This is a genomic window from Flavobacterium oreochromis (assembly GCF_019565455.1).
GTDB classification, from domain to species: Bacteria; Bacteroidota; Bacteroidia; order Flavobacteriales; family Flavobacteriaceae; genus Flavobacterium; species Flavobacterium oreochromis.
This window is the reverse complement of record NZ_CP067377.1, coordinates 2,750,971-2,771,651: the sequence shown is the minus strand read 5'-3', so window position 1 is coordinate 2,771,651 and position 20,681 is coordinate 2,750,971. Positions and strand designations below refer to the sequence as shown.

The 20,681-nt window shown below is 29.9% G+C and carries 20 protein-coding genes and 1 pseudogene; 5 read left to right on the top strand and 16 right to left on the bottom strand.

Going from position 1 to position 20,681, the window contains the following annotated elements:
* Window positions 1-217 precede the first annotated feature (217 nt).
* From JJC03_RS13240 to JJC03_RS13225, 4 genes and pseudogenes are all read right to left on the bottom strand, one after another.
* On the bottom strand, window positions 218-517 hold the full coding sequence (locus JJC03_RS13240) for a site-specific integrase (protein WP_235873456.1): 300 nt from the start codon (window positions 515-517) through the stop codon (window positions 218-220).
* 42 nt (window positions 518-559) lie between these two features.
* Window positions 560-1,761, bottom strand: a pseudogene (locus JJC03_RS13235) (IS256 family transposase).
* A 104-nt stretch (window positions 1,762-1,865) separates the two neighbouring features.
* Window positions 1,866-2,912: a tyrosine-type recombinase/integrase gene (locus JJC03_RS13230; protein ID WP_235873455.1), complete on the bottom strand. Its 1,047-nt coding sequence runs from the start codon at window positions 2,910-2,912 to the stop codon at window positions 1,866-1,868.
* Between the two features lie 284 nt (window positions 2,913-3,196).
* The gene (locus tag JJC03_RS13225) at window positions 3,197-4,132 is read right to left on the bottom strand and encodes an MTBMA_p00010-related P-loop-containing protein (RefSeq protein ID WP_235873454.1); all 936 of its coding nucleotides are present in this window, start codon (window positions 4,130-4,132) and stop codon (window positions 3,197-3,199) included.
* Window positions 4,133-4,762: 630 nt separating this feature from the next.
* Between JJC03_RS13225 and JJC03_RS13220 the strand changes: the two genes are divergently transcribed.
* Genes JJC03_RS13220 through JJC03_RS13210 form a run of 3 tightly spaced genes read left to right on the top strand, consistent with a single transcriptional unit; the run spans window position 4,763 to window position 5,627 of the window.
* Entirely contained in the window at window positions 4,763-5,113 is a 351-nt protein-coding gene (locus JJC03_RS13220; protein ID WP_088445480.1) for a helix-turn-helix domain-containing protein, read from the top strand.
* 12 nt (window positions 5,114-5,125) lie between these two features.
* Window positions 5,126-5,344, top strand: coding sequence for a hypothetical protein (locus JJC03_RS13215; protein WP_088445479.1), 219 nt, complete (start codon window positions 5,126-5,128; stop codon window positions 5,342-5,344).
* Window positions 5,334-5,627, top strand: a complete 294-nt coding sequence (locus tag JJC03_RS13210; protein WP_088445478.1) for a type II toxin-antitoxin system RelE/ParE family toxin — start codon at window positions 5,334-5,336, stop codon at window positions 5,625-5,627. Before JJC03_RS13215 ends, JJC03_RS13210 begins: the two co-directional genes overlap by 11 nt.
* Before the next feature lie 747 nt (window positions 5,628-6,374).
* Here JJC03_RS13210 and JJC03_RS13205 read toward each other — a convergent pair.
* Window positions 6,375-6,614 carry a hypothetical protein gene (locus JJC03_RS13205; RefSeq protein ID WP_235873453.1) on the bottom strand — a complete coding sequence of 80 codons (240 nt, stop codon included), beginning with the start codon at window positions 6,612-6,614 and terminating at the stop codon, window positions 6,375-6,377.
* Window positions 6,557-7,477, bottom strand: coding sequence for an RHS repeat domain-containing protein (locus JJC03_RS13200; RefSeq protein ID WP_258932626.1), 921 nt, complete (start codon window positions 7,475-7,477; stop codon window positions 6,557-6,559). Before JJC03_RS13200 ends, JJC03_RS13205 begins: the two co-directional genes overlap by 58 nt.
* A 537-nt stretch (window positions 7,478-8,014) precedes the next feature.
* Here JJC03_RS13200 and JJC03_RS13195 point away from each other — a divergent pair.
* Entirely contained in the window at window positions 8,015-9,013 is a 999-nt protein-coding gene (locus JJC03_RS13195; RefSeq protein ID WP_235873451.1) for an IS110 family RNA-guided transposase, read from the top strand.
* Window positions 9,014-9,207: 194 nt separating this feature from the next.
* Here JJC03_RS13195 and JJC03_RS13190 read toward each other — a convergent pair whose 3' ends face one another.
* The 3 genes from JJC03_RS13190 to JJC03_RS13180 all read right to left on the bottom strand — a co-directional run bounded on the left by JJC03_RS13190 (window position 9,208) and on the right by JJC03_RS13180 (window position 11,895).
* Window positions 9,208-9,612, bottom strand: coding sequence for a hypothetical protein (locus JJC03_RS13190; protein ID WP_088445514.1), 405 nt, complete (start codon window positions 9,610-9,612; stop codon window positions 9,208-9,210).
* 4 nt (window positions 9,613-9,616) lie between these two features.
* Entirely contained in the window at window positions 9,617-10,645 is a 1,029-nt protein-coding gene (locus JJC03_RS13185) for an RHS repeat domain-containing protein (protein WP_088445515.1), read from the bottom strand.
* 983 nt (window positions 10,646-11,628) lie between these two features.
* Complete coding sequence (locus JJC03_RS13180) at window positions 11,629-11,895, bottom strand: hypothetical protein (protein ID WP_088398665.1); 267 nt, start codon at window positions 11,893-11,895, stop codon at window positions 11,629-11,631.
* 221 nt (window positions 11,896-12,116) lie between these two features.
* On the opposite strand from JJC03_RS13180, the gene JJC03_RS13175 reads away from it, so the two are divergent.
* Window positions 12,117-12,494 (top strand): helix-turn-helix transcriptional regulator, encoded by a 378-nt coding sequence (locus JJC03_RS13175; protein ID WP_088398666.1) that lies wholly within the window; start codon window positions 12,117-12,119, stop codon window positions 12,492-12,494.
* A gap of 260 nt (window positions 12,495-12,754) precedes the next feature.
* On the opposite strand, the gene JJC03_RS13170 is transcribed toward JJC03_RS13175, so the two are convergent.
* From JJC03_RS13170 to JJC03_RS13140, 7 genes are all read right to left on the bottom strand, one after another.
* The gene (locus JJC03_RS13170; RefSeq protein ID WP_235873450.1) at window positions 12,755-13,516 is read right to left on the bottom strand and encodes an alpha/beta fold hydrolase; all 762 of its coding nucleotides are present in this window, start codon (window positions 13,514-13,516) and stop codon (window positions 12,755-12,757) included.
* A gap of 20 nt (window positions 13,517-13,536) precedes the next feature.
* Complete coding sequence (locus JJC03_RS13165) at window positions 13,537-14,373, bottom strand: ABC transporter substrate-binding protein (RefSeq protein WP_088398668.1); 837 nt, start codon at window positions 14,371-14,373, stop codon at window positions 13,537-13,539.
* A gap of 106 nt (window positions 14,374-14,479) precedes the next feature.
* Window positions 14,480-15,295, bottom strand: a complete 816-nt coding sequence (pyrF, locus tag JJC03_RS13160) for an orotidine-5'-phosphate decarboxylase (RefSeq protein ID WP_088398669.1) — start codon at window positions 15,293-15,295, stop codon at window positions 14,480-14,482.
* A 71-nt stretch (window positions 15,296-15,366) separates the two neighbouring features.
* Window positions 15,367-15,966 carry an outer membrane beta-barrel protein gene (locus tag JJC03_RS13155; RefSeq protein ID WP_088398670.1) on the bottom strand — a complete coding sequence of 200 codons (600 nt, stop codon included), beginning with the start codon at window positions 15,964-15,966 and terminating at the stop codon, window positions 15,367-15,369.
* 46 nt (window positions 15,967-16,012) lie between these two features.
* On the bottom strand, window positions 16,013-18,037 hold the full coding sequence (locus JJC03_RS13150) for a DUF5723 family protein (protein ID WP_235873449.1): 2,025 nt from the start codon (window positions 18,035-18,037) through the stop codon (window positions 16,013-16,015).
* Window positions 18,038-18,106: 69 nt separating this feature from the next.
* Window positions 18,107-19,180, bottom strand: a complete 1,074-nt coding sequence (gene prfA / locus JJC03_RS13145) for a peptide chain release factor 1 (protein WP_088398672.1) — start codon at window positions 19,178-19,180, stop codon at window positions 18,107-18,109.
* A 197-nt stretch (window positions 19,181-19,377) separates the two neighbouring features.
* Window positions 19,378-20,679, bottom strand: a complete 1,302-nt coding sequence (locus tag JJC03_RS13140) for an amidohydrolase family protein (protein WP_235873448.1) — start codon at window positions 20,677-20,679, stop codon at window positions 19,378-19,380.
* Window positions 20,680-20,681: the final 2 nt, after the last annotated feature.

The window sequence follows — 20,681 nt, the reverse complement described above, 5'->3', positions numbered from 1 at the left end:
CGCCACAACACGGCGAGCGTTGGACGTGTTCCTTGATTTAGGTGAAGCGAAGCGGAACACACTAAAAACTATAACGGACAAAATAGCGAAGCGTGAACGACGCAGAGAGTGTGTGCAAGGAAGAACGAGAACGGAGCTTGTAAAAGCGACTGGAAGTGATGACTGGAACAAAGCGAGCCAGGAGTGAACACCTATTGATTGATTGTTCTTTGGAAGATTATTTGATTGGATGAAAAGTGTTTATCATTTCGTGGAGTTCTTCCAAATTGTCTTGCTGATACCTTTCTGTACTACTGATGTAACGATCTCCTGCAAGATATTGTGTTTTTCGTAAGTTGTTTTGTTTTAGCCAGTTTACTATTACGCTGTTTCTGATTTGGATAGCATTTTGATAATTATAATTAATTAGTTTTAATTCATCACTTAATTTTTTTAATACGTTGCTGATATTGGTGTTGCCGTAATTTGAGGTAAAAAGGTTGTCGGTTGTTAGTTGTTGGTTCGTAGCAATTGACACTATCCTACAAAGTGTGTAAGTTAAAAAGTTTAGGCTTGGATTTTATAATCTGAGCCTTTTTTCAAATATAAGATTAAATTGGTTTAAAACAATACCCCAATTTTGTATTGGCATCGACCATTTTTTAGTTGCTTCTTTTAAGGCAAGGTAAACCGATTTTATTACCGCCTCATCTGTTGGAAACGACATTTTGTTTTTGGTGTACTTGCGAATTTTCCCATTAAGATTTTCAATTAAATTTGTGGTATAAATAATTTTGCGGATTTCTAACGGGAAGTCAAAAAGATGGTTAATTCGTCCCAATTTTCCCTCCAAGATTTGATAGCATATCCATATTTAGATTCCCATTTTTGAGCAAAATCTTCTAGAGCTAACTCGGCGGCTTGTTTTGTTGGTGCTGTATAGACTAGTTTCATGTCGGTTGTAAATTGCTTTTTATCTTTCCATACGACATATCTACAAGCATTTCTTATTTGGTGAACCACACAAATCTGTGTTTGTGATTCAGGAAAAACAGAACGTATGGTTTGAGTAAATCCGTTTAAATTATCGGTAGCCGTTATTAAAATATCTTCCACTCCGCGGGCTTTTAAATCGGTTAAAACACTCATCCAGAAGCTTGAACTTTCATTCTTACCTAACCACATACCAAGAACTTCTTTTCGTCCTTCATGATTAAGTCCTACTGCTAAATAGATAGTTTTATTGATTACTTTTGAGTTTTCACGAACTTTGAAAACAATTCCATCCATCCAAACAATTAAGTAAACTTCATCTAATGGTCTGTTTTGCCAGGTTACTATCTCACTTGCTACTGCATTAGTAATTCTTGAAATGGTAGAAGTTGAAATGTCAAAATTATACATTTCTTTGATTTGCTCTTCAATATCACTAACACTCATTCCTTTAGCATAAAATGAAATGATAACATTCTCTAAACCATCAATAATATTATGTCTTTTAGGGACTAAAACAGGTTCAAAACTACCTTCTCTATCTCTTGGGACTTTAATTTGATCTTCTCCAAAGGAAGTCTTAATCTTCTTGGTTCCATGACCATTACGATAATTGCCGTCAGAGGTTTTTTGATGTTTTTCGGTATCTAAGTGAGCATCTAGTTCGGCATTGAGCATGTGTTCTACTGCTCGTTTATGCATTTGCTTAAAAAAGGAAGATAAATCTTCTCCATTTTTAAAGGATTTAAAAAAATCCTTGTTGTTTAATAAGTCTTCTTTGTCTATCATAACTATGTAAATATATAAAACGTTAAAAAGTTATTTCCGAAAAATTTTAGCTCTTTTAAGCGAGCTAATTTTTCAGAATAACTTTTTAACTTACACAGTTTGTGTTATACTGCCGGATGAAAAGTGTTTATCATTTCGTGAAGTTCTTCTAAATTGTCTTGTTGGTAGCGTTCTGTACTGCTGATATATCTATGTCCTGCTAGATATTGGGTTTTTCGAAGATTGTTTGATTTGAGCCAGTTTACTATTACACTGTTTCTGATTTGGATTGCGTTTTGATAATTGTAGTTGATTAGCTTTAATTCATCACTTAGCTTTTTTAATACGTTGCTGATGTTTGTATTTCCATAACTTGATGTAAATAGAGCCTCCCCAACCCCTCCACAGGAGGGGCTTTCCCTAATACCGCTTGCTTTTTCTATGGCTCTTAATCTGTTGCATAGTGTTTGTCCTAATAACTGTATCCCTCTGTAATTGATTAATAGATATTCGGTTTGTTTATAATTGTAAAAAGTTGGTCTAAAGTCGTAAATGTATTCTTCAATAATCTTTAAATTGTAATCGTTGATTGGCACATATCTTTCTTTATAGTTTTTTCCTTTTCTAACATAAATTCGTTCTTTGTCGAATAATATATCTTTGATTTCAAGGTTTATCGCTTCATTTCGTCGTAGTCCACAACTGTATAATAACACTAAAATTACTTTATCTCTTTTTCTAATTCGCTCCTGTTCATTACTGTATTCTGTAGCTTTAAATAATTGTTTAATTTCTTCTTGGGTGAGGATTTGTAAAGAGTCTCTTTGGTTGTATTCCTCTCGTTTTAGATGTATGGGAAGTGGTTTGGCGTTGTGTGCTTTGAGGTAGTCGTTCAATTTGATGAGTGCTTGTATGTGCTTGTTGAGATAGGTGTTGGAAAGTCCTCCGTCTCGGGTTTGATTGTTTCGGGTTTTTAGATGATGATAGTAGTTTTTTATTGTTTGTACATTTATTAGATTGATTTGGTATTCTTCCAAGTAATAAAAAAACTCTTTGAGGTGATTGGGTAAACTTTTTTGTGTACTCTCCGCATAACCTAATATATCCAACCAGTTTTTAAAATCCTTGTGTATTTCTCGATAGCTTTCGTTTTTTAAGTGTAGTTGTTTCATAAGCCCCCTAACCCCAAAAGGGGAATTTTGTTTATGGTTAATAATTATTTTTTGGTGTATGTTATTTTTTGGATTATTTTTACTTTTTACACTTAACTAGTTGATTTTATTTTGATTGACTTCGTTTTTTGAGTAAGGTTAGTTTGTGGCGAGTTGGCGAGTTGTATTTGTGTCATACAATCTTGTAATGCTTTATTTATTAAGTCTTTCAAGTCTTTGTATTCATCTATATTTACTACTTCATAACAATTTGATTTACCTACTTTATTCTTTACTTTTCTAATCTAGTTTTCTAGTAATAATTGTGTGTTGTATCGTCTAAGTGTGGTTTCTTTTACTCTTAAATTTCTTCTTATTTCGCTATTGGAAAATTGAGTTTGATTACTTTGATTTAAATATTCTTTTAGGTTTTCTAAATGGTTTCTGCACGCTCCTGATAAACTATCGCTTTTTCTAAGTAACACTTCTTTGATGAGTTCGTTGGCTTCTTGTATATCTTCTACTGATGTTTCTATATATTCCTCTCCTGTTTCTTTGTCGATGTGGTGGAACTTTTGGTATTGTTTGTAAAAGGTAATGGCTTCTATAAATTGTAAATAATGGGCGTTGGTTCTTCGAGGTTTAAAGACGGATTGAGGAAGTGTTAAGTGCATTGCAAAAGGATTTCTTACCGTTATGGTTTTGAGTAGTCTTTGTGCATTTTGAAGTAACATTTTAGTTTGTATTTCTTCTTCATAATTGATTTGTCCTGCTGACACGGCACGCTGGTAGAACATAATTTTTTCATCCTGCTCCTGGCTTTCATCGATGTATAATAAAAAACTTCGATTACTATTATCCTCGTAGATGCTTTCTTGTGTAGTACAACCACTCACACTTACAGGACCTTCCACCGTTAAATGGATGGTTTGAGTAGTGCCTTTTTTGTCTTTATGAACAACGGTTTTTGTGATTTTTTTCTTTGATTGTAGTTCTCGAAGTGGATAGAGTACACTTTCTGCTCCGTCCAAATCTTCGATTAAGATTAGTTTGTTTTGTAGTTCCGTGCGATTGAAGTAATAAAAGGCATTGGCTGATAAAACGGTCATTTCTATTTTATCTTCTTCGGGAATAAGTTCTGCTACTTTACTTTGCAGGTGAGTTTTTCCTGCTCCACTACTGCCTAATGATATACAATGTAATGGATTGTTGGTTTTTCTTGAGGTAAAGATTAAGTACATTAACAAGCGGTTGATTTCTTCTCCGATTACTCCCGATTTACCGATTAAGTTTTGTGTGTTTGTTCAATTAAATTTTCCTGTGCTAAAAATTCCTTTGCTTGTTTAATCTCTTTCTCAGTCAAACTTTTGACTTTCGACTTTTGACTTTCGACTGTTCTTTCTACTTCTTGCAGTCTGTAGTTTTCCAGTTCATTGGTTAATGCGTCTAAATCTCTTCTTACGATTGTTGTGCCTATTTCCAGTTTTTCGGCTACTTTTCTTGTGAGTTTTTCTATACTGGTGTCATTGTATAAATCAATATTCTGTCTTAGAACTTGCTCTGATTTTAGTTTTTGTATTCCCAGTGTTACTCGTAAGGCTTCTAAATTGTTGAACCTGATACCGCCTAAATGGCTATTTTTAAGTGTTTGGTTTCGTGGATGTAGTGGTTGGGGTTGGTGGTGTTTAAGTTATTACTCATCTTTTAAAATATTTTTAAAAATTTAACTTATTAACTAATTCGCACAGAAATAAACTAAATAGTTTTTATATTTACAAACTATAATTTTGAAAATTAACCCACAACGCACAAATTATTTGCTTTTTACTTGCATTATAGTTAATTTAGCTTAATTAATAAACTTTATAGTTATGGATTTTAGCAGTAGATTAAAGCAATTACGAACCGAAAAAGGACTTTCTAAACTAGAGTTAAGCGAGCTAGCACAAGTACATCACGTGCAAATAGGAAGATATGAAAACAAAGGAGCAATGCCTTCGGCTGATGTATTAGCAAAAATCGCTAATACCTTAAATGTTACCACAGAATATTTATTAAATGGTACTAAAGAAGATTTAGCCAATATTACCCTAACCGATAAAGAGTTATTGAATCAATTCAAGTCTATCGAAAAACTTTCGGATGAGAAAAAACACATTGTAAAAGAGTTAATAGATGCTTTTATTTTAAAAAGTAATTTACAACAACAATTATCTATCTAAAAAAGTAAAGTTATGATTTCATATAATGTAAATATCCCAGATAATAAACAACATTTCTTTTTGGAATTTTTAGAACTTATTGGTGCTAAATACGAGAAAAAACAAGAAGAAGATTTTACACTAACTGAAGAACAAAAGAAAATACTTGACGCTCGTTTAAACGAACCTAAAACCAGTTTTATGCCTGCTAGAGAACAATTAAGCCAATTACGTGAAAAGTATGGCTTATAGTTTATTTATTTTGCCTCAAGCACAGCTTGAAATTGAAAATGCCTACGAGTATTACAGTCAATTTTCTGCTTCTGCAGTAGCTAATTTTGACCAACAACTTGAAGAAGTATATCAAAACCTAGAAACTAATCCTTTTTACCAAGTACGATACAAACATTTAAGAGCTATACCATTTAAATCGTTTCCGTTTCTTGTTTATTTTAATATTGACCAAGAAAACAATATTGTACACATTTACTCCGTTTTTAATACCTATCAAAGCCTTGATAAATTAAAACCATAAAACAACAAAACCAGCATCACAGTTGGTTTTGTGTTTATTAAGGGACGCTTTTTGCTAAAATTATCGTGGAAAGTGCAAGCCAAACAAAAACCAACCTCCTTTAGGAAAATCACAAAAAACAGATCATAAAAAAAATCCCTAACAAATTAACGTTAGGGATTTTTTTATTTCAAATACCCTCTCTAAACCCCTTTATTTACTAGTAATTCCGTTATAACGGACACTTTTGTATAGAATTACTTAAGGAGATGCAGGTTAATAAACCAAGCGATACCTTGATCTCTTCTTCATAAAAAACTCAAACCTTTCACTATTTAATGGGTCATTAGAATTTATTAAAAAACTCAACTTAATATTTTCATTTTTTTCAAAACTTATATTACTAACATAAAATCTGACAATCTTTTCTCTAGAGATTTTATTATCCTTATATTTTTCTAATTCACAAAAATTTCTAAAAGTAACTTCATTACCATTGCTTAGAAGAATTTCTTTTTGTAGAAGTTACTAATTGAATCATTAATTTTTAACGAGAGAGAATCAATAGCTAATTTTACATCTAGTGATTCAATTTTCGATAAAATTTCTATTTTGTCATCAATACCTATAACAGAAATAATTATTGAATATTTTTTTGTTTCTCTTTTTATAACTTCTAATTTAGAATCATCTAAATCTGTGTAATAATAATTTGTCCTTGTGCAAGAAAAAAGAACGCATACCAAACATAAAACTAAAAAAAGTTTTTTAACGTTTTCCTTTCTTTTGTATCTTACTAACATCTGTTCTCTCTATATCTATTAATTCATAACCTCCTTTTTGTAAAGCCTGATTAAGTTGTCCTAATTGTTCAGTCGTCATTCCTTCTGTGTAAATTCTCTGCCCATTTTTTATTCCTTTATAAACACCATTTAATGCTTGGTGGACAATTATTGCGCTTTCAGTTGCAAATGAAGCTCTTTTAAAATCAAATTCATTAGGATGCATATCATTGTCCAAATCGTGGGTATTTCCATCCCAACTAAAATATCCAAATAAATTTTTTGCAGTAGATCTAAATATAGCCCCTTTATGTGCTTGTACATCTTGCAAAGTATGCATGCCATTCCAAGATTTTCTACGGCTTTTGTATTTGCTTCCATATGTTGAATAGAACTTAAACTTGCTGATTCGAATAATAAACTCCAAGCATTATTAAGGCTTCTGTTAATTGAAACTTGAGCTGATATAATATTTGATTCAGAATAAGTTCTTGTAGAATGCCACTTTTGAGCTTCAGCACCTTCAGACTGTGAATCTTTAGTTCTTGTGTAATCGATCCATTTTTTATAAAGTATTCCTTTGGCTTGATCTCCATTTAAAGCTCCGCCAATACTTTTGAAAATTGAGTTATTACCTTGACTATATTTTACATTCTTATCTACTATAACTCTTCCCATCAGTGCCCCTTCATAAGTTGAAGATCTAGATGCTGGATTGTTTGTATAAGTTGAAGAATAATGTGCAATTAGATTAGCTACGACTTCTGAAATACCTGATTTCATTAATTTGTATCTAGTAAGCATATAATGGATAAAAAGAGCGTATTTACCATCTTGATCAATATGAGAAACAGGATTATTTGCGGCATAAATATATGGACTCAAATTTGCAAACTTTGTTTGTAATGGATCAAGGCTTAAAAACCTTCCAATCCTCGAATCATAAAACCTAGCCCCAAAATCATAACTATTTCCTTCGCCTTTAATTTGCCAGTCGTCCTCTTTTCCATTAAATCCATAACGATAACCATTTGGTTTTGAGCTACCATGGCGGTTAGGCACGAGCGAACCAAAAGGATAATAATTTATGCGTTTTTTACTAGGGTTACCACTACTTTGGGTATCTCTTTTCTGACAAAATCGTTAAAAAAATTTTCCGCTTGCCTTACCTCTAACTACAACTGTTTTTTTAAAGAACGTCTTGTATTGCTATATTCCAAATATATAAAAATCCGTTTATTTATCCTTTATCCATTGGCAAGTATTTACTAACCTTCGAGTGTTTACCTTTAGTTTACAGGCACTTTAGCCTTGTGGTGCTCGATTTTTTTGGAAGAAAGCCAAAAGAGAGCGCTTCATTTTTAAGAAAAGCCTCTTTGGCTTTCTTCTAAAAAAATGAGCAAACAACCCTTTAGATTTGTTCTTTGAAAAATTCGTAAATTTAATAACAACCAAAACTGACAAAGTAAACCATTCGAACTGCAAAGTTTCTAGGCTTATCCTTCGATCAGGACTTTGTCAGTTTTATTGAATCAGTATCAAATAGTTATTCAGTCATAAAGGACTATTATTAAGGCTTGGATAGAAGATTCAATAACTTGGTTGCTAATTTTAAAATCTTTTTCTATGAGTAAATTTAGCAATTTTCTAGGAATCGACGTGTTAAAAGAATATTTTGATGCAGTAGTGATTTTGAATGGTGATAAAAACAACAGCATTCACAATCAGTTTACTAATGATAGCAAAGGTTTAAAAGAATTGATAGCTTGGTTGAAATCCAATCAATCTAATGCGAAAAACACCTTAGTTTGCCTTGAACATACAGGTTTATATGGCAAAATAATTATCCCCCATTTGCTTGATAAAGAGTTCTCTGTTTGGGTTGAAATGTCTTTAAAAATTATTCGCAGTTTAGGAATTCAAAGAGGTAAGAATGACAAAATAGATGCTGAAAGAATAGCCTATTATGCGATGAAAAATCAAGAAGAAGCCCAGTTTTATCAACCACCAAGAAAAGTAATTGATAAAATTAGAAAGTTACTGACTCTTAGAGATCATTTGGTAAAAACCAAAGCCTTGTTAATTAAAAACACTAATGAACTCAAAAGTTTTGAGCCAGAACTGGCTAAGCTAAATGAAAAATATTCCAAAACAACCATTCAAGGAATAGAGAAAGATTTGAAAAACATTGAGAAAGAATTGGATGAAGTCATCAAAGATGATGAAAAACTCACCAATTTATTTGAAAAAACAACATCAGTTGTTGGAGTTGGAAAAGTAACCGCTTTGTTGTTGATTTGTTTTACCAATGAGTTTACAATGTATGAAAACCCAAGGCAATTAGCTTGTTATTGCGGTGTAGTACCTTTTGAATACAGTTCTGGAAAAAGTGTAAGAGCAAAACCAAAAGTCCATTATATGACTAATAAAACACTCAAAAAACAGTTGCATATGTGTGCGCTTTCTTGTATTTCAGCAAAAGGAGAACTCAAAGAGTATTTTGAAAGAAAAGTAGCTGAAGGCAAAAACAAAATGCTGATAATAAACAATATTAGAAACAAACTAGTGCATAGAATTTGCGCCTGTGTAAGAGATAATAAGCTATACGAAAGAAAAGCAGCTTAATCAAAAACATATAAATTTTCTTTTGAAAGGTAAGAAGTAAAAAACTCCTTACCCTTCGCAAGACTTATTGTGTTTTTTCAAGATAAAGTTATTGAATTATTCGCAAAAAATAATCGAAAAGTTTAACAATTATTATTTGGAAAAACCATAGTTATCGATTGACCACCCGAAAGGATTCGGGCGGGAGCTGGGGACTACGGGGTTTGTTTTTGTAACCAAAGGATTGTATTCCAGAGGGAAAACATAGTATTGGCATTATGTAACCACACCTTGTCTTTGTTATTTACAACAATATTCTTATACATAAATTTAAACTTTAAGTAGCCTTTTCCTATTCTACAAGCATTTTCATGTAATGCATCAATAAATTCATCATGCGAAATTTTCCCACACTTTCCAGAAGATGTTAAATAATAAACAAACTGTTCTCCAATAATAGTGTAAACTCCTTTATCTTTATTTTGAATTCCTACTAAAGCTTTTTTTTCTTGTTCATTCAATTCTTTTATTGTTCCAGAAGTTTCATCTATAAAGTATTTTCCAGCATTTGTCAATAAATTATTTCTCTCTATTTTAGCTTTTAATACATTTAATCTCATAAGATTATAATTTTCCCGATAGTTTATAACCAGTACCTATATTTTTTTCAATTTTAAGTCCAAAAATTCCCTTACCTGATTTCATTCTAGATTCCAATATTTTTTTCATTTTTTCATTTACTGAATTAGTTCTAATTTCAATAGATTTAGCTCCATGTCTTTTGAAAGCTTCTTTTATCAAATTAATCTGACTATGCGAAGTTTCATTATAAAAACCAAATTGATCAATAATAGCTACATCATCAACAATTCTCTGTCTACTATATCCAGTTGCTGTTTTAAGGGCTTTCTTTTCTGCACTTGTAAAATCAAATTTTCTAATAGTGTTTTTCCATGATTTTATTTGACTTTTAACAGCTCTTAAACTAGATTTAGACAATTCAACTGAACCACTAACAGTCGAACCTCCACCACCTTGCATTCTTTGTTCTTCACTAACTGCCTGCAATCCTTTCATTGCATAAAACTGATATCTCTCTCCACCATAATCACCATCTTTATTTTCTACCATGTTATCATGTGAAGTATAAGTCCAAGTTTCATCATAAGTTACAAATTTAACTTTATCGAATTCTTCCCATGTTCCTTCTCTTTCTTCATGAACAACATATAGTTTTCTTGGATTTTTAACCTGTTCCCACAAATAGAATCCTACCGTTGATTCAGTATCTTTATGTGGATTCCATTTGTATTCATATATATCGTTTGAATGTGTGTATTTTAATATTGGCTTACCATTAACCCATATTCTAGTATAATGATATTCTTCTGCGCCATCCAAATCTATTGCTTGGATAGGAGTATTTCCAGCAAATTGATATGGAGAATACCAAGGGAATTTATTAGCTAAAGGGTCAATACTCAAAAATCGTCCAACTCTCGTATCTTGCATACGAGCTTCATAATTTACACTATTTCCTTCCCCTTTAATTTGGTCATCTTTTTCTTGTCCTTGGAATCCGTAACGGTAGTCTTTACTGTATCCGTGGCGATTAGGAATTAAGGAGCCAAAAGGATAGTAATAATATTTCACTCTCTATCCTCTACAACATATATAATAAACAAAGCATAGAGTAAGTAAGTTTTATAAAATATTTTTGCGTCTAATTATTCTTTAGTTAAGAACATATCATCATCGAAAATAAGAAATATTTTTTGACTCTTCAAAATAAAAAAGAATAGATTAAAAATCTAATAGCTACTTAATATAATTTTAAGTTACTAACATATATTATTTTTAAAAAAATTTAATTATAGTTAAAAAATGTTTTTTGATGAATCTAAATTCAAATAAGATCTTCATAACTATAATTACAACCATAACTAATTGATCATAATAAGGATAATTTTACATCCAGTTTATGTTAAGCAAACAATACTAAATGACCAATATCCATAAATTAGTATCATAATTAGTTAATGTTATTATAAGTAAATAACAAAACATATTTACATTCTTATTTAACAAAAAATAGGAAAACTGACTTCTTAACTAATAAACCTAAAAACTAAAAAGAGCAGATCCCTAATAAAATAACTAATTATAAAAGGCTTTAAAGTTTTTTTCAGAAATTATAATTTAAGAAGAAAAACAAGATATTTTCAAAAAACATATTATTAAATAATAATCATAATATCAAATAAAGAATACTCTGAACTAGTAAATTTAGAATTACACCTATTAATAACCAAAGTATACAGTTATTACACATACTTATCTTTTTACAGTTTTCATATATAAAATTCAATGTTAATAAAGAATACACTAGTAAGAATGTTTTACTTGACTTACTATCTTCACCTACTCCATTTTCATTAATACTGTCATTTAAAAGCTTAGCTTTATAGCAAATTTTTATGATAATAATCGTAAAGAAAAAACTTCCTTATATCTTTTATAGTTCGACAAATTATTAGAATTATTTTTTATCATTCTAAAATTAGGGATTAAAATAAGTAATCTAAAAATACTTTTTTTCAAAATACTATAAATTAATTAAATATACTAATTTTAATTTATGATTGATTTATTAATAATTCAAGAACTAATTCTATCTTATCACATACTTCCTCACTTACGTTTCTAAAATGCCAAAAATCAAAAACTTTTGACTCTGGTATTTCAGGATAATAGTTTTGAATAACAGCTTTAAAAGCGTCAAAACTCCTAAATCCTTTATTAAAAAAACACATCAAAAGACTACTGGAACGCTGAACTAGTTCAATACGCTTTAATGTAGACAGTTCCCTCTTCTTCATTGTATTTGTAGAATCAACTGACATAAACTTTTGTATATTTGTTTTTAATATATACACAAACTATATACACATATAATTTGTGTAAACTATGTGTGAAAATTATATATGCAAATTATTTGCATAAACTGTCTGTGAAAATTACAGATACAAATATATAAAATATTTGATATTCAACAAATAAAACATCAAATATTTTATAATACAAGTAATAATGTTAAAAATTAAACAAAAGTAAAAAGTAAATTATGAATGCAGAAGAATTGAAAGTAGCTAGGAAAATCAAAGGCTTAACACAAAAGGAAGTAGCTGATTTAATAGGCGTATCTTTTCAAACATATAATGGATATGAGAATGGAAAAAAGATTCCATCAACTAAATATCAAATATTAGAAACTGTTTTATCGACCATTAATCAAGTAAAAGAACCTCGTCTGCTATATTTTACTGAAAATGGATATGAAAAAACTATCAAGCACTTAAATGAACTTATATTACAACGAGAAGAAATTCTAAAAATTTTAAATCCTAATTCTCTGGATTACTATCATAATTTAGAATTAATTGAATTATATAAAGAGAGAATTAAATATATGAACCTTGTAAATAATAATAACAAGAAATAGTTTTAAAAAATACTACATTCTTTTAAAATGATTTAGAATATTGCAATAAAAATAATTCTATTTTTTTTAAAACAATATTATTTTAAAAATAACTATTAATTATCTAATTCCATTAATATAATATTATTTTTATAAGTAGATTATTTTTAATTGGACTTGTAAAAAATATTTGAAATATAAAAGGCTATACCTTATAAATTAGAGGTGTCTTTTTATGGCAAAAATGAATAATAATTAATGGTCTATCTACTGTAATTTTTTTAAAAATCAATTGCTTTTTTATTGAATATATGGGCTTGTTCTACATTTACAACATGTCCACATTTTTCTATAACAGTTAACTTTGCTGTTTTATAATGTGATTCTACAACCTTTTTGACAGTTGGCAAAAACATATAATCTTCTTCACCCATTATATATAAAGTTGGAATATTTAGTTCTACTTGTCTAAACCAACGTAATATGGGATTTATTTCTGATGTTAACTTAAACCATTTTATAAATTCTTTTTGATATAATTTTTTAGCTTCATTTATAAACATTAGACGAGATTGTTTATGATTTTCTTTTGGCATGATAATAAAAGCAAACAATCGGTAAAGAACTAAATAAGGAAGCATATATTTAAAGACATTTCCTACTCTCATTAATATTTGTGAACGAAAATTCATTTTTAAAATAGCTCCTCCCATAATCATGCTTTCTACTCGTTCTGGATACATTTCGGCTAATTGTCTTATTACTATTGTTCCTAATGAAATTCCGATAAAATGTGAAGATCGTATTTTTAGATAATCTATAACTTCTAACACATCATGAGCAATAGCTGTGAAGGTATATTTTTTTGAGAAACTTGTTTTCTTTGAATCTCCATGCCCTCTCAAATCTAATAATAGTACGTTAAAATACTTTTGAAATTCTCTAATTTGTTTAAACCATATAGAAGAACTTCCTCCTGCTCCATGTATAAAAGTAACCCATTGATTACTTGATGTATTTTGATAAATAGTATAGTTAATCATCTTTTTTGAACCAATATTTTTTAGTGAGAATGTCCATGATGTAAATGCAATTCACCAATACGTAAACGTAATTTTTTAAAATAATCAAAAGATTTAACTAAACGAGAACCATACCAAGAAAACATTTCACCATCAACAAAAACGGTTTTAGCATGATGTGAATAACGTCCTAATTCAAAAGCATGCTCATCTTTAAAAGGAAAGGGCTCTGAGGAAAGAAAAATCAAGTCTGGATCACCTTGAATACGCATTTTTTGCACAATAATTTCTGGATAGCGCTCAGGATATTTTTCATTATTAGCATAAATATTTTGGTATTTATTTAACTCTAATAAATGATTAATAAAAGTATCTCGACCAGCTACCATATAAGGTTTTCCCCAAATAAAATAAGCGACTGTTTGTTGTTCATAATTTTGAATAAAATGAAGAAAATCATTTTTAACGAAATTAATTTTATCAATCCATTTTTGAGCTTCGGTACGTACATTAAATAGTTTTCCAAAATCTTCAATCATTTTATTATTATCGTGAATGGTATAAACATCAGTTACCCAAACAGGACAAATTTGACTTAATTCTTGAACTATTTCTTTTGTGTTTTCTTCTTTATTACAGATAATAATATCTGGTTGTAATTCTTTTATTTTTTCTATTTTTACATCTTTTGTTCCCCCTACAATAGCTTTAATAGATTTAAAATGAAAAGGATGTATACAAAATTTTGTAATTCCTATTATTTTTTCTTCTAAACCCAAATCGTATAACAATTCAGTTTGCGAAGGAACTAATGAAACTATTCTTTTAGGAGTAGTTTCAAAAGTATGTTGAGTTCCTACTTGATCAATAAAAATCATTTATTTTTTATTTTTTAATCATACTAATTCCAATATGTAAGTTTTCCCTTAGATACTAGTTATTTGCTTTTAATTTCTATGTTATGTATAGGTTATTATAAAGCCATTATAAAGCCATTATAAATTCCATTTCTTTTTGTAACTTGAGTGCTTCTTCTCTTGCTTTTTCGGCAAAATCTTGATCTTTTGAAGCATAAATAATCCCACGTGAAGAATTAATAAGTAACCCAATATTAGCATTCATTCCATATTTGCATACTTCTTGTAGACTTCCTCCTTGTGCTCCTACTCCTGGAACTAATAGAAAACTATTGGGAATTATTTTTCTTATCTCTTGAAAATATTCTGCTTTAGTAGCGCCTACAACATACATTAGATTCTCTGAATTTTTCCATCTTTTTGAAGTTTCTATAACGTGTTTATACAACTCTTTTCCTTCAACACTTAAAGTTTGGAAATCAAAGGCTCCTTCATTTGATGTTAAAGCTAACATTATGGTATGCTTGTTTTGAAATGTAAGAAAAGGTTCTACAGAATCTTTCCCCATATAAGGAGCAACCGTAACTGAATCAAATTGTAAATCTTCAAAAAAGGCTTTAGCATACATAGAAGAAGTATTTCCTATATCACCTCTTTTAGCATCTGCAATAGTAAAAATTTCAGGATAGTTTTTATTAATGTACTGAATTGTTTTTTCAAGAGAAATCCAGCCTTTAATCCCATAAGCTTCAAAGAATGCTATATTAGGTTTATAAGCAACACATAAATCATGCGTAGCATCTATAATGGCTTTATTAAATTCAAAAATAGGATCTTCTGCACTAAGTAAATGTTGAGGGATTTTTTGTAAATCTACATCTAAACCTACACAAAGGAATGATTTTTTTTGTTGAATTTGATGGATTAATTGTTGTGTTGTCATCTTAAAATTTTGTCTGCAAAAATAAAAAAGGATGTTCAATTTGAACATCCTTTTAAATAAATATATTATTCTTATAATTGATATGAAATGCCTGCATTTAGAATTCCTTTATATCCTAATCCTGCTTCTGCCGTTATTCCTAATTTTCCACCATATCTAAATCCTATACCTGTAATTTGAAAATTAAATCGAGTTGAATTATCAAAAGACAGACCTTCTGATGATAAATTATTGGATCTATTTCGTATAAAGGTATAGCCTATTCCTACTCCTGAATATAATCTAATTTTGTTTTTTGATAAATAATTATAATCAGACTTTATAGCAAAGGTAAAATCATCTTCTTTTTGTTTATTAATAAACTTGTTATTGGATATTACATCAGAAATAAAAGCTTCATAAGCAAAATCTAACCCTAAATTTAATTTGTTAATGATCGTATAATTATATCCTAGATTAAATACTCCTGAACTAACTTTATTTTCAACTGTTACAGCTCCTAAACTTGCAGGGGTAATTAAAATGTCTGTAACAGTATTAATAATGTTATTTGTTGAAAACAATCCATAGCTGACCTTAAACTCACTAGTTCCTTTTTCTTGAGCATTAATGGAAAAAAAGGAGATAAACAATAGTAATAAACTAATTCTTTTTAGATCTATTTTTTTCATTTCATGATTTATTTTAATAACATTCAAGATACAAAAAATAGTACAATTATTCTATGATTAATTTCACTTCTACTCTTCTATTTAGTGCTTTTCCTGCTTTTGTTTTATTTGATGCAATTGGTTTTGACTCTCCAAATCCAGCTGTTGTTAATCGAGTGGTATCAATTCCTTTACTTACTAAGTAAACTTTAATAGCAGACGCTCTTGCTTCAGATAATTTTTTATTTACTTCTGCTTTTCCATCACTATCTGTATGTCCTTCTAGTGAGAATTTAGCTGTAGGATATTCTTTTAATAAGGCAGACATTGCTTCTAACACTGGATAAGTAGAAGCTTGAAATGTATTTTTTCCTGCATCAAACAAAATTGTTTTTGCATAATCATTTAATTTTTTAACAACAGCTTGAGTTACTTCTGGACAACCATTATTTCCTACTGTTCCTGGAACGTTTACACATTTATCATCCTTATCTAAAACTGTATCTCCATCTGTATCAGGCCAAGGACAACCTGCGTTTTCTTTAGGCCCTTTTTCATCAATACATTTATCTTCTGGATCTATAATTCCGTCATTATCTGTATCAGGCCAAGGACATCCTGCATTTTCTTTAGGTCCTTTTTCATTAATACATTTGTCTACATCATCCAATATTCCATCATTGTCTGTATCTAATATTTCTTTTACTGGTACTGGCTGTATTTTTTCTTCTTCTTCTTCTTTAGGTTGTTTCACTCTCTTTTCTCCTTTGTAAATAGGCACTTTTAACCCAAAATATAAGTCAACTCCTTTAGATTCTGATGATATTAAATTTGATAAAACAGATCCTGATCCTACAAATAAAGGCCCTAAACGAAGACTTGTCCCTACATTTACGCCCCTATATTCCATATAATTAATTGGTAATGCAAAACTAAACCACTTTGTTTCATAACGTGGTGTTAAAGCATAAGTATTTGCAATTGATAAGGTATTTAAAGCTTTTTTATCATTCAAATTAAAATCTGCATTAAGATTTAAATAAAATTTTCTAAAAAAATTCCAATCTACATTAGTATGTAATGCTGTAGGCAATATTACTTTTTGAGATGTTTCTTCTTCTGGTGAAGGGTCAAACAGTTCTAAAACTTTTTCAAGATCTTTTTCTGACTCAATTTTTATTTGTTGTACGGTAACACTATTAAACTCGTAATGTTTTTGTGTATCTAATTTATATCTTATAGACCCTATATCTGTTACAGATGCCCCAAATCTCCATTTATAATTAGGTCCATATTTTTTTTGCACATTTTGATTTTTTATTTCAAAAACAGCACCAAAATCAGCACCAAAACTACTCGTATTAGGATTTAATTTAACTTCTTTATCTATTTTATCAAAATCTCTAGTACCCCCAAAAATAAAATCACCAGTAGCTATAATTTTTCTATTTTGGGCAATATTATCTGCATCATAAAATACACTTATATTTCTTCCATAAGCATAAGAATTAACTACACCTTGTATGTATTTTAAGGATAAACCTCCTTTTAATGAATATTTATCATTATTTAATATGATAGCTCCATAAGACAATCCTAACTCTGCCCAAGTGTTTGCTACTAAATTAAAATCACCTTCTTCTATACGATAATCAGTAATGTCTTTAAAGTCTTTTCGAACTTTATCAAATAAAGTTCCGTTCAATTCATGTAGATTTGTATTACCTCTAGCTCTGGAAAAAAATCCAATAGAGTGTTTAGGAGCTATATTAAACATAAATGATAGACCTAATACATCCGCATTTATAACTGCATTGTTATTTAACGAGGAAAATTTTTTAGCCTGAAGATCTACATCAAAATCTTTTTTAAGGAGATCTGTAACTTTTGCTCCAAAATAATCATTACTAAATAAAGCATTCGCTGAAACTAAATTTAAATCTAAACGATAGGGAGATCCTACTATGGTAGCTGGATTATAAACCATTCCATGTACACCACTATAATTATCAGGTAAGAATCCTATATAGGATTGTGCTTCTATTTGCTCTGCACAAAGAAGCATGGACACTAATGCTAGAATTTTTTTCATTTAAGCTTATTTGATTATTAATTTTTATTGTATAAGAATAAAAGCCCTTATATATAAGGGCTTTTATTCTTAATAAACTTCTGATTCTTTTAATTTTTCTGTATTAGCTACTAATTGTAGTTCATCAATGAATTTTTGAATTTTTCCTCCCATCACACCGTCCATATCAAAAATATCCATTCCTATTCGGTGATCTGTTACACGTCCTTGTGGGAAATTATAGGTTCTAATTTTTGCAGAACGATCTCCTGAACTAACCTGTGAATTACGTTTTTTAGCATCTTCTTCTTGTTTTTTAGCTAATTCCATTTCATATAAACGAGAACGTAATACGGATAATGCTTTATCTTTGTTTTTATGCTGTGATTTTTCATCTTGACATTGTGCCACTAACCCTGTAGGAATGTGTGTCATACGAACTGCTGATTTTGTTGTATTAACAGATTGACCTCCTGGTCCTGATGAACAGAACAAATCGATACGTACATCATTCATATCTATATGTACATCAAACTCTTCTGCTTCTGGTAATACCATAACAGTAGCTGCTGATGTATGTACACGTCCTTGTGTTTCTGTTTGAGGAACACGCTGTACACGGTGTACTCCTGCTTCATATTTTAAAGTTCCATAAACATCTTCACCTGTAACTTCAAAAATAATTTCTTTAAATCCACCTGCTGTTCCTTCATTTAAATCTACAACAGAGGTTCTCCAGCCCTTAGCTTCACAATATCTAGTGTACATTTTATATAAATCACCTGCAAATAAAGAAGCTTCATCACCACCTGTACCTGCACGTATTTCAACCATAACATTTTTAGCGTCCTCTGGATCTTTAGGAATCAGCATAAATTTAATTTCCTCTTCTAACTGAGGTAATCTTTCTTGTGCTTCTTCTAACTGCATCTTAGCCATTTCTACCATTTCGGCATCAGAACCATCTGCTATAATTTCTTTAGCTTCATTAATATTTCCAACAAGATTTACATATTCATCGCGTTTTTCTACTAACGCTTTTAAATCTTTGTATTCTTTATTTAATTGTACATAACGTTTTTGATCAGCAATAACATCTGGCTGGATGATTAAGTCTGATACTTCATCAAAACGTTGCTTTACATATTGAAGTCTTTCTAACATATTGTAATTCTTCTATTTTGGATTGCAAAATTACAACTTTTGTTTCAAGAACCAAGAATTAGAGATTCAAGTTTTGCTATCTGATTTAAATATCTGTTTATAAAGTCTTTTTATTGAAAAATAGACCTATTATTTTTATTAAAAATAATTTATAGGAAAAAAGGTAAACTGCCTTAAATCTTTGTTTTTAATACAATCTACTCTATATTGTACTTTTTTTTATACTTATCGTGTAATTGTGTTTGATGTGATTGTAGGGAAATTTTTCTTCCTTGTATAAAAGCATTTGATAAATTATTGGTTCTCATATCAAGTGCATCACCATCAGAAATAAAGAGAGTTGCATCTTTACCTACTTCTAAAGAACCACAAGTGCTATCAATTCCTAAAATTTTAGCAGTATTTAAGGTAATTGTTTTTAAGGCTTGTTCTTTTGTTAATCCATACGCTACAGTAGTTCCTGCTTGAAAAGGGAGGTTTCTTGTATTCATACGCTCCATATCTCCACTATTTTCTAAGGCTACTAAAACTCCTTTATCTGTTAAAAGTTTTGCTAATTTAAATGGATGATCTATATCATCTTGATCTAAATTCGGCAAACTGTGTACCCTTCCTATTAAAACTGCCACATTATTTTGAACTAATAAAGGGGCTATTTTATCTGCTTGATATCCTCCAACTATAACCAATTTAGGAATTTGATTTTCTTTTACTATTCGGATGGCATCAGTAATTTGTTTTTCTTCATTAGCGTTTATATAAAGTATTTGAGTTCCATTAAAAACTCCTCTTAATGATTCAAATACTATATTTTTTTCTATTGATTCATTAGTTAAATAAGCTTTTGCTTGTTTTAAGAAATCAGAAAATTCAGTTACTTGTTTTAAATAATCATTATTTATTTCAATAGTACCTGGTTCTGCCCACCAACCTGATTTTTTAAATGTAAGTGGAAAGTTACAATGAATTCCATCATTTTCTTTAATTGTAGCATCTTCCCAAGTCCAAGCATCCATTTGTACAATAGATGAAGTTCCTGCTATACGTCCTCCTCTAGGGGTAATTTGAGCTACAAGAACCCCGTTAATCCTTGCTGTTTCTATTATTTTCGAATCTGTATTATATGCAATTAAGCTTCTTATATTAGGGGTAAAAGTACCTATTTCTCTTTCATCATCTGTAGCTTTTACGGCATCTATTTCTACCAATCCTATAGTAGAGTTAGGTGCTATAAAACCGGGATATATGTGTTTCCCTTCTGCTTGTATAACTTGATCATAAGAAGTTAAATCAATACGAATATTACGTGCATCCGCAACTAATGTCAACTTTCCTTCTTTAAATCCTATTGCACAATTTTCTATTACTTCCCCATTACCTAGATGAGCTATACCATTCATAATGAGTATTGACTGAGTTTGTTTAGGAGCTGGTATTTGCTGAGAATAGGTTCCTATTGTAAATAATATGGAACATAAAATTTTTATATCTATTTTCATTA

What these genes read in the sequence shown, in the direction of transcription:
- JJC03_RS13230 (WP_235873455.1), bottom strand. Translation starts at nt 2,912, where the DNA reads ATGAAACAACTACACTTAAAAAACGAAAGCTATCGAGAAATACACAAG.
- JJC03_RS13225 (WP_235873454.1), bottom strand. Translation starts at nt 4,132, where the DNA reads ATGTACTTAATCTTTACCTCAAGAAAAACCAACAATCCATTACATTGT.
- JJC03_RS13220 (WP_088445480.1), top strand. Translation starts at nt 4,763, where the DNA reads ATGGATTTTAGCAGTAGATTAAAGCAATTACGAACCGAAAAAGGACTT.
- JJC03_RS13215 (WP_088445479.1), top strand. Translation starts at nt 5,126, where the DNA reads ATGATTTCATATAATGTAAATATCCCAGATAATAAACAACATTTCTTT.
- JJC03_RS13210 (WP_088445478.1), top strand. Translation starts at nt 5,334, where the DNA reads ATGGCTTATAGTTTATTTATTTTGCCTCAAGCACAGCTTGAAATTGAA.
- JJC03_RS13205 (WP_235873453.1), bottom strand. Translation starts at nt 6,614, where the DNA reads ATGCATCCTAATGAATTTGATTTTAAAAGAGCTTCATTTGCAACTGAA.
- JJC03_RS13195 (WP_235873451.1), top strand. Translation starts at nt 8,015, where the DNA reads ATGAGTAAATTTAGCAATTTTCTAGGAATCGACGTGTTAAAAGAATAT.
- JJC03_RS13190 (WP_088445514.1), bottom strand. Translation starts at nt 9,612, where the DNA reads ATGAGATTAAATGTATTAAAAGCTAAAATAGAGAGAAATAATTTATTG.
- JJC03_RS13180 (WP_088398665.1), bottom strand. Translation starts at nt 11,895, where the DNA reads ATGTCAGTTGATTCTACAAATACAATGAAGAAGAGGGAACTGTCTACA.
- JJC03_RS13175 (WP_088398666.1), top strand. Translation starts at nt 12,117, where the DNA reads ATGAATGCAGAAGAATTGAAAGTAGCTAGGAAAATCAAAGGCTTAACA.
- JJC03_RS13170 (WP_235873450.1), bottom strand. Translation starts at nt 13,516, where the DNA reads ATGATTAACTATACTATTTATCAAAATACATCAAGTAATCAATGGGTT.
- JJC03_RS13165 (WP_088398668.1), bottom strand. Translation starts at nt 14,373, where the DNA reads ATGATTTTTATTGATCAAGTAGGAACTCAACATACTTTTGAAACTACT.
- pyrF (WP_088398669.1), bottom strand. Translation starts at nt 15,295, where the DNA reads ATGACAACACAACAATTAATCCATCAAATTCAACAAAAAAAATCATTC.
- JJC03_RS13155 (WP_088398670.1), bottom strand. Translation starts at nt 15,966, where the DNA reads ATGAAAAAAATAGATCTAAAAAGAATTAGTTTATTACTATTGTTTATC.
- JJC03_RS13150 (WP_235873449.1), bottom strand. Translation starts at nt 18,037, where the DNA reads ATGAAAAAAATTCTAGCATTAGTGTCCATGCTTCTTTGTGCAGAGCAA.
- prfA (WP_088398672.1), bottom strand. Translation starts at nt 19,180, where the DNA reads ATGTTAGAAAGACTTCAATATGTAAAGCAACGTTTTGATGAAGTATCA.
- JJC03_RS13140 (WP_235873448.1), bottom strand. Translation starts at nt 20,679, where the DNA reads ATGAAAATAGATATAAAAATTTTATGTTCCATATTATTTACAATAGGA.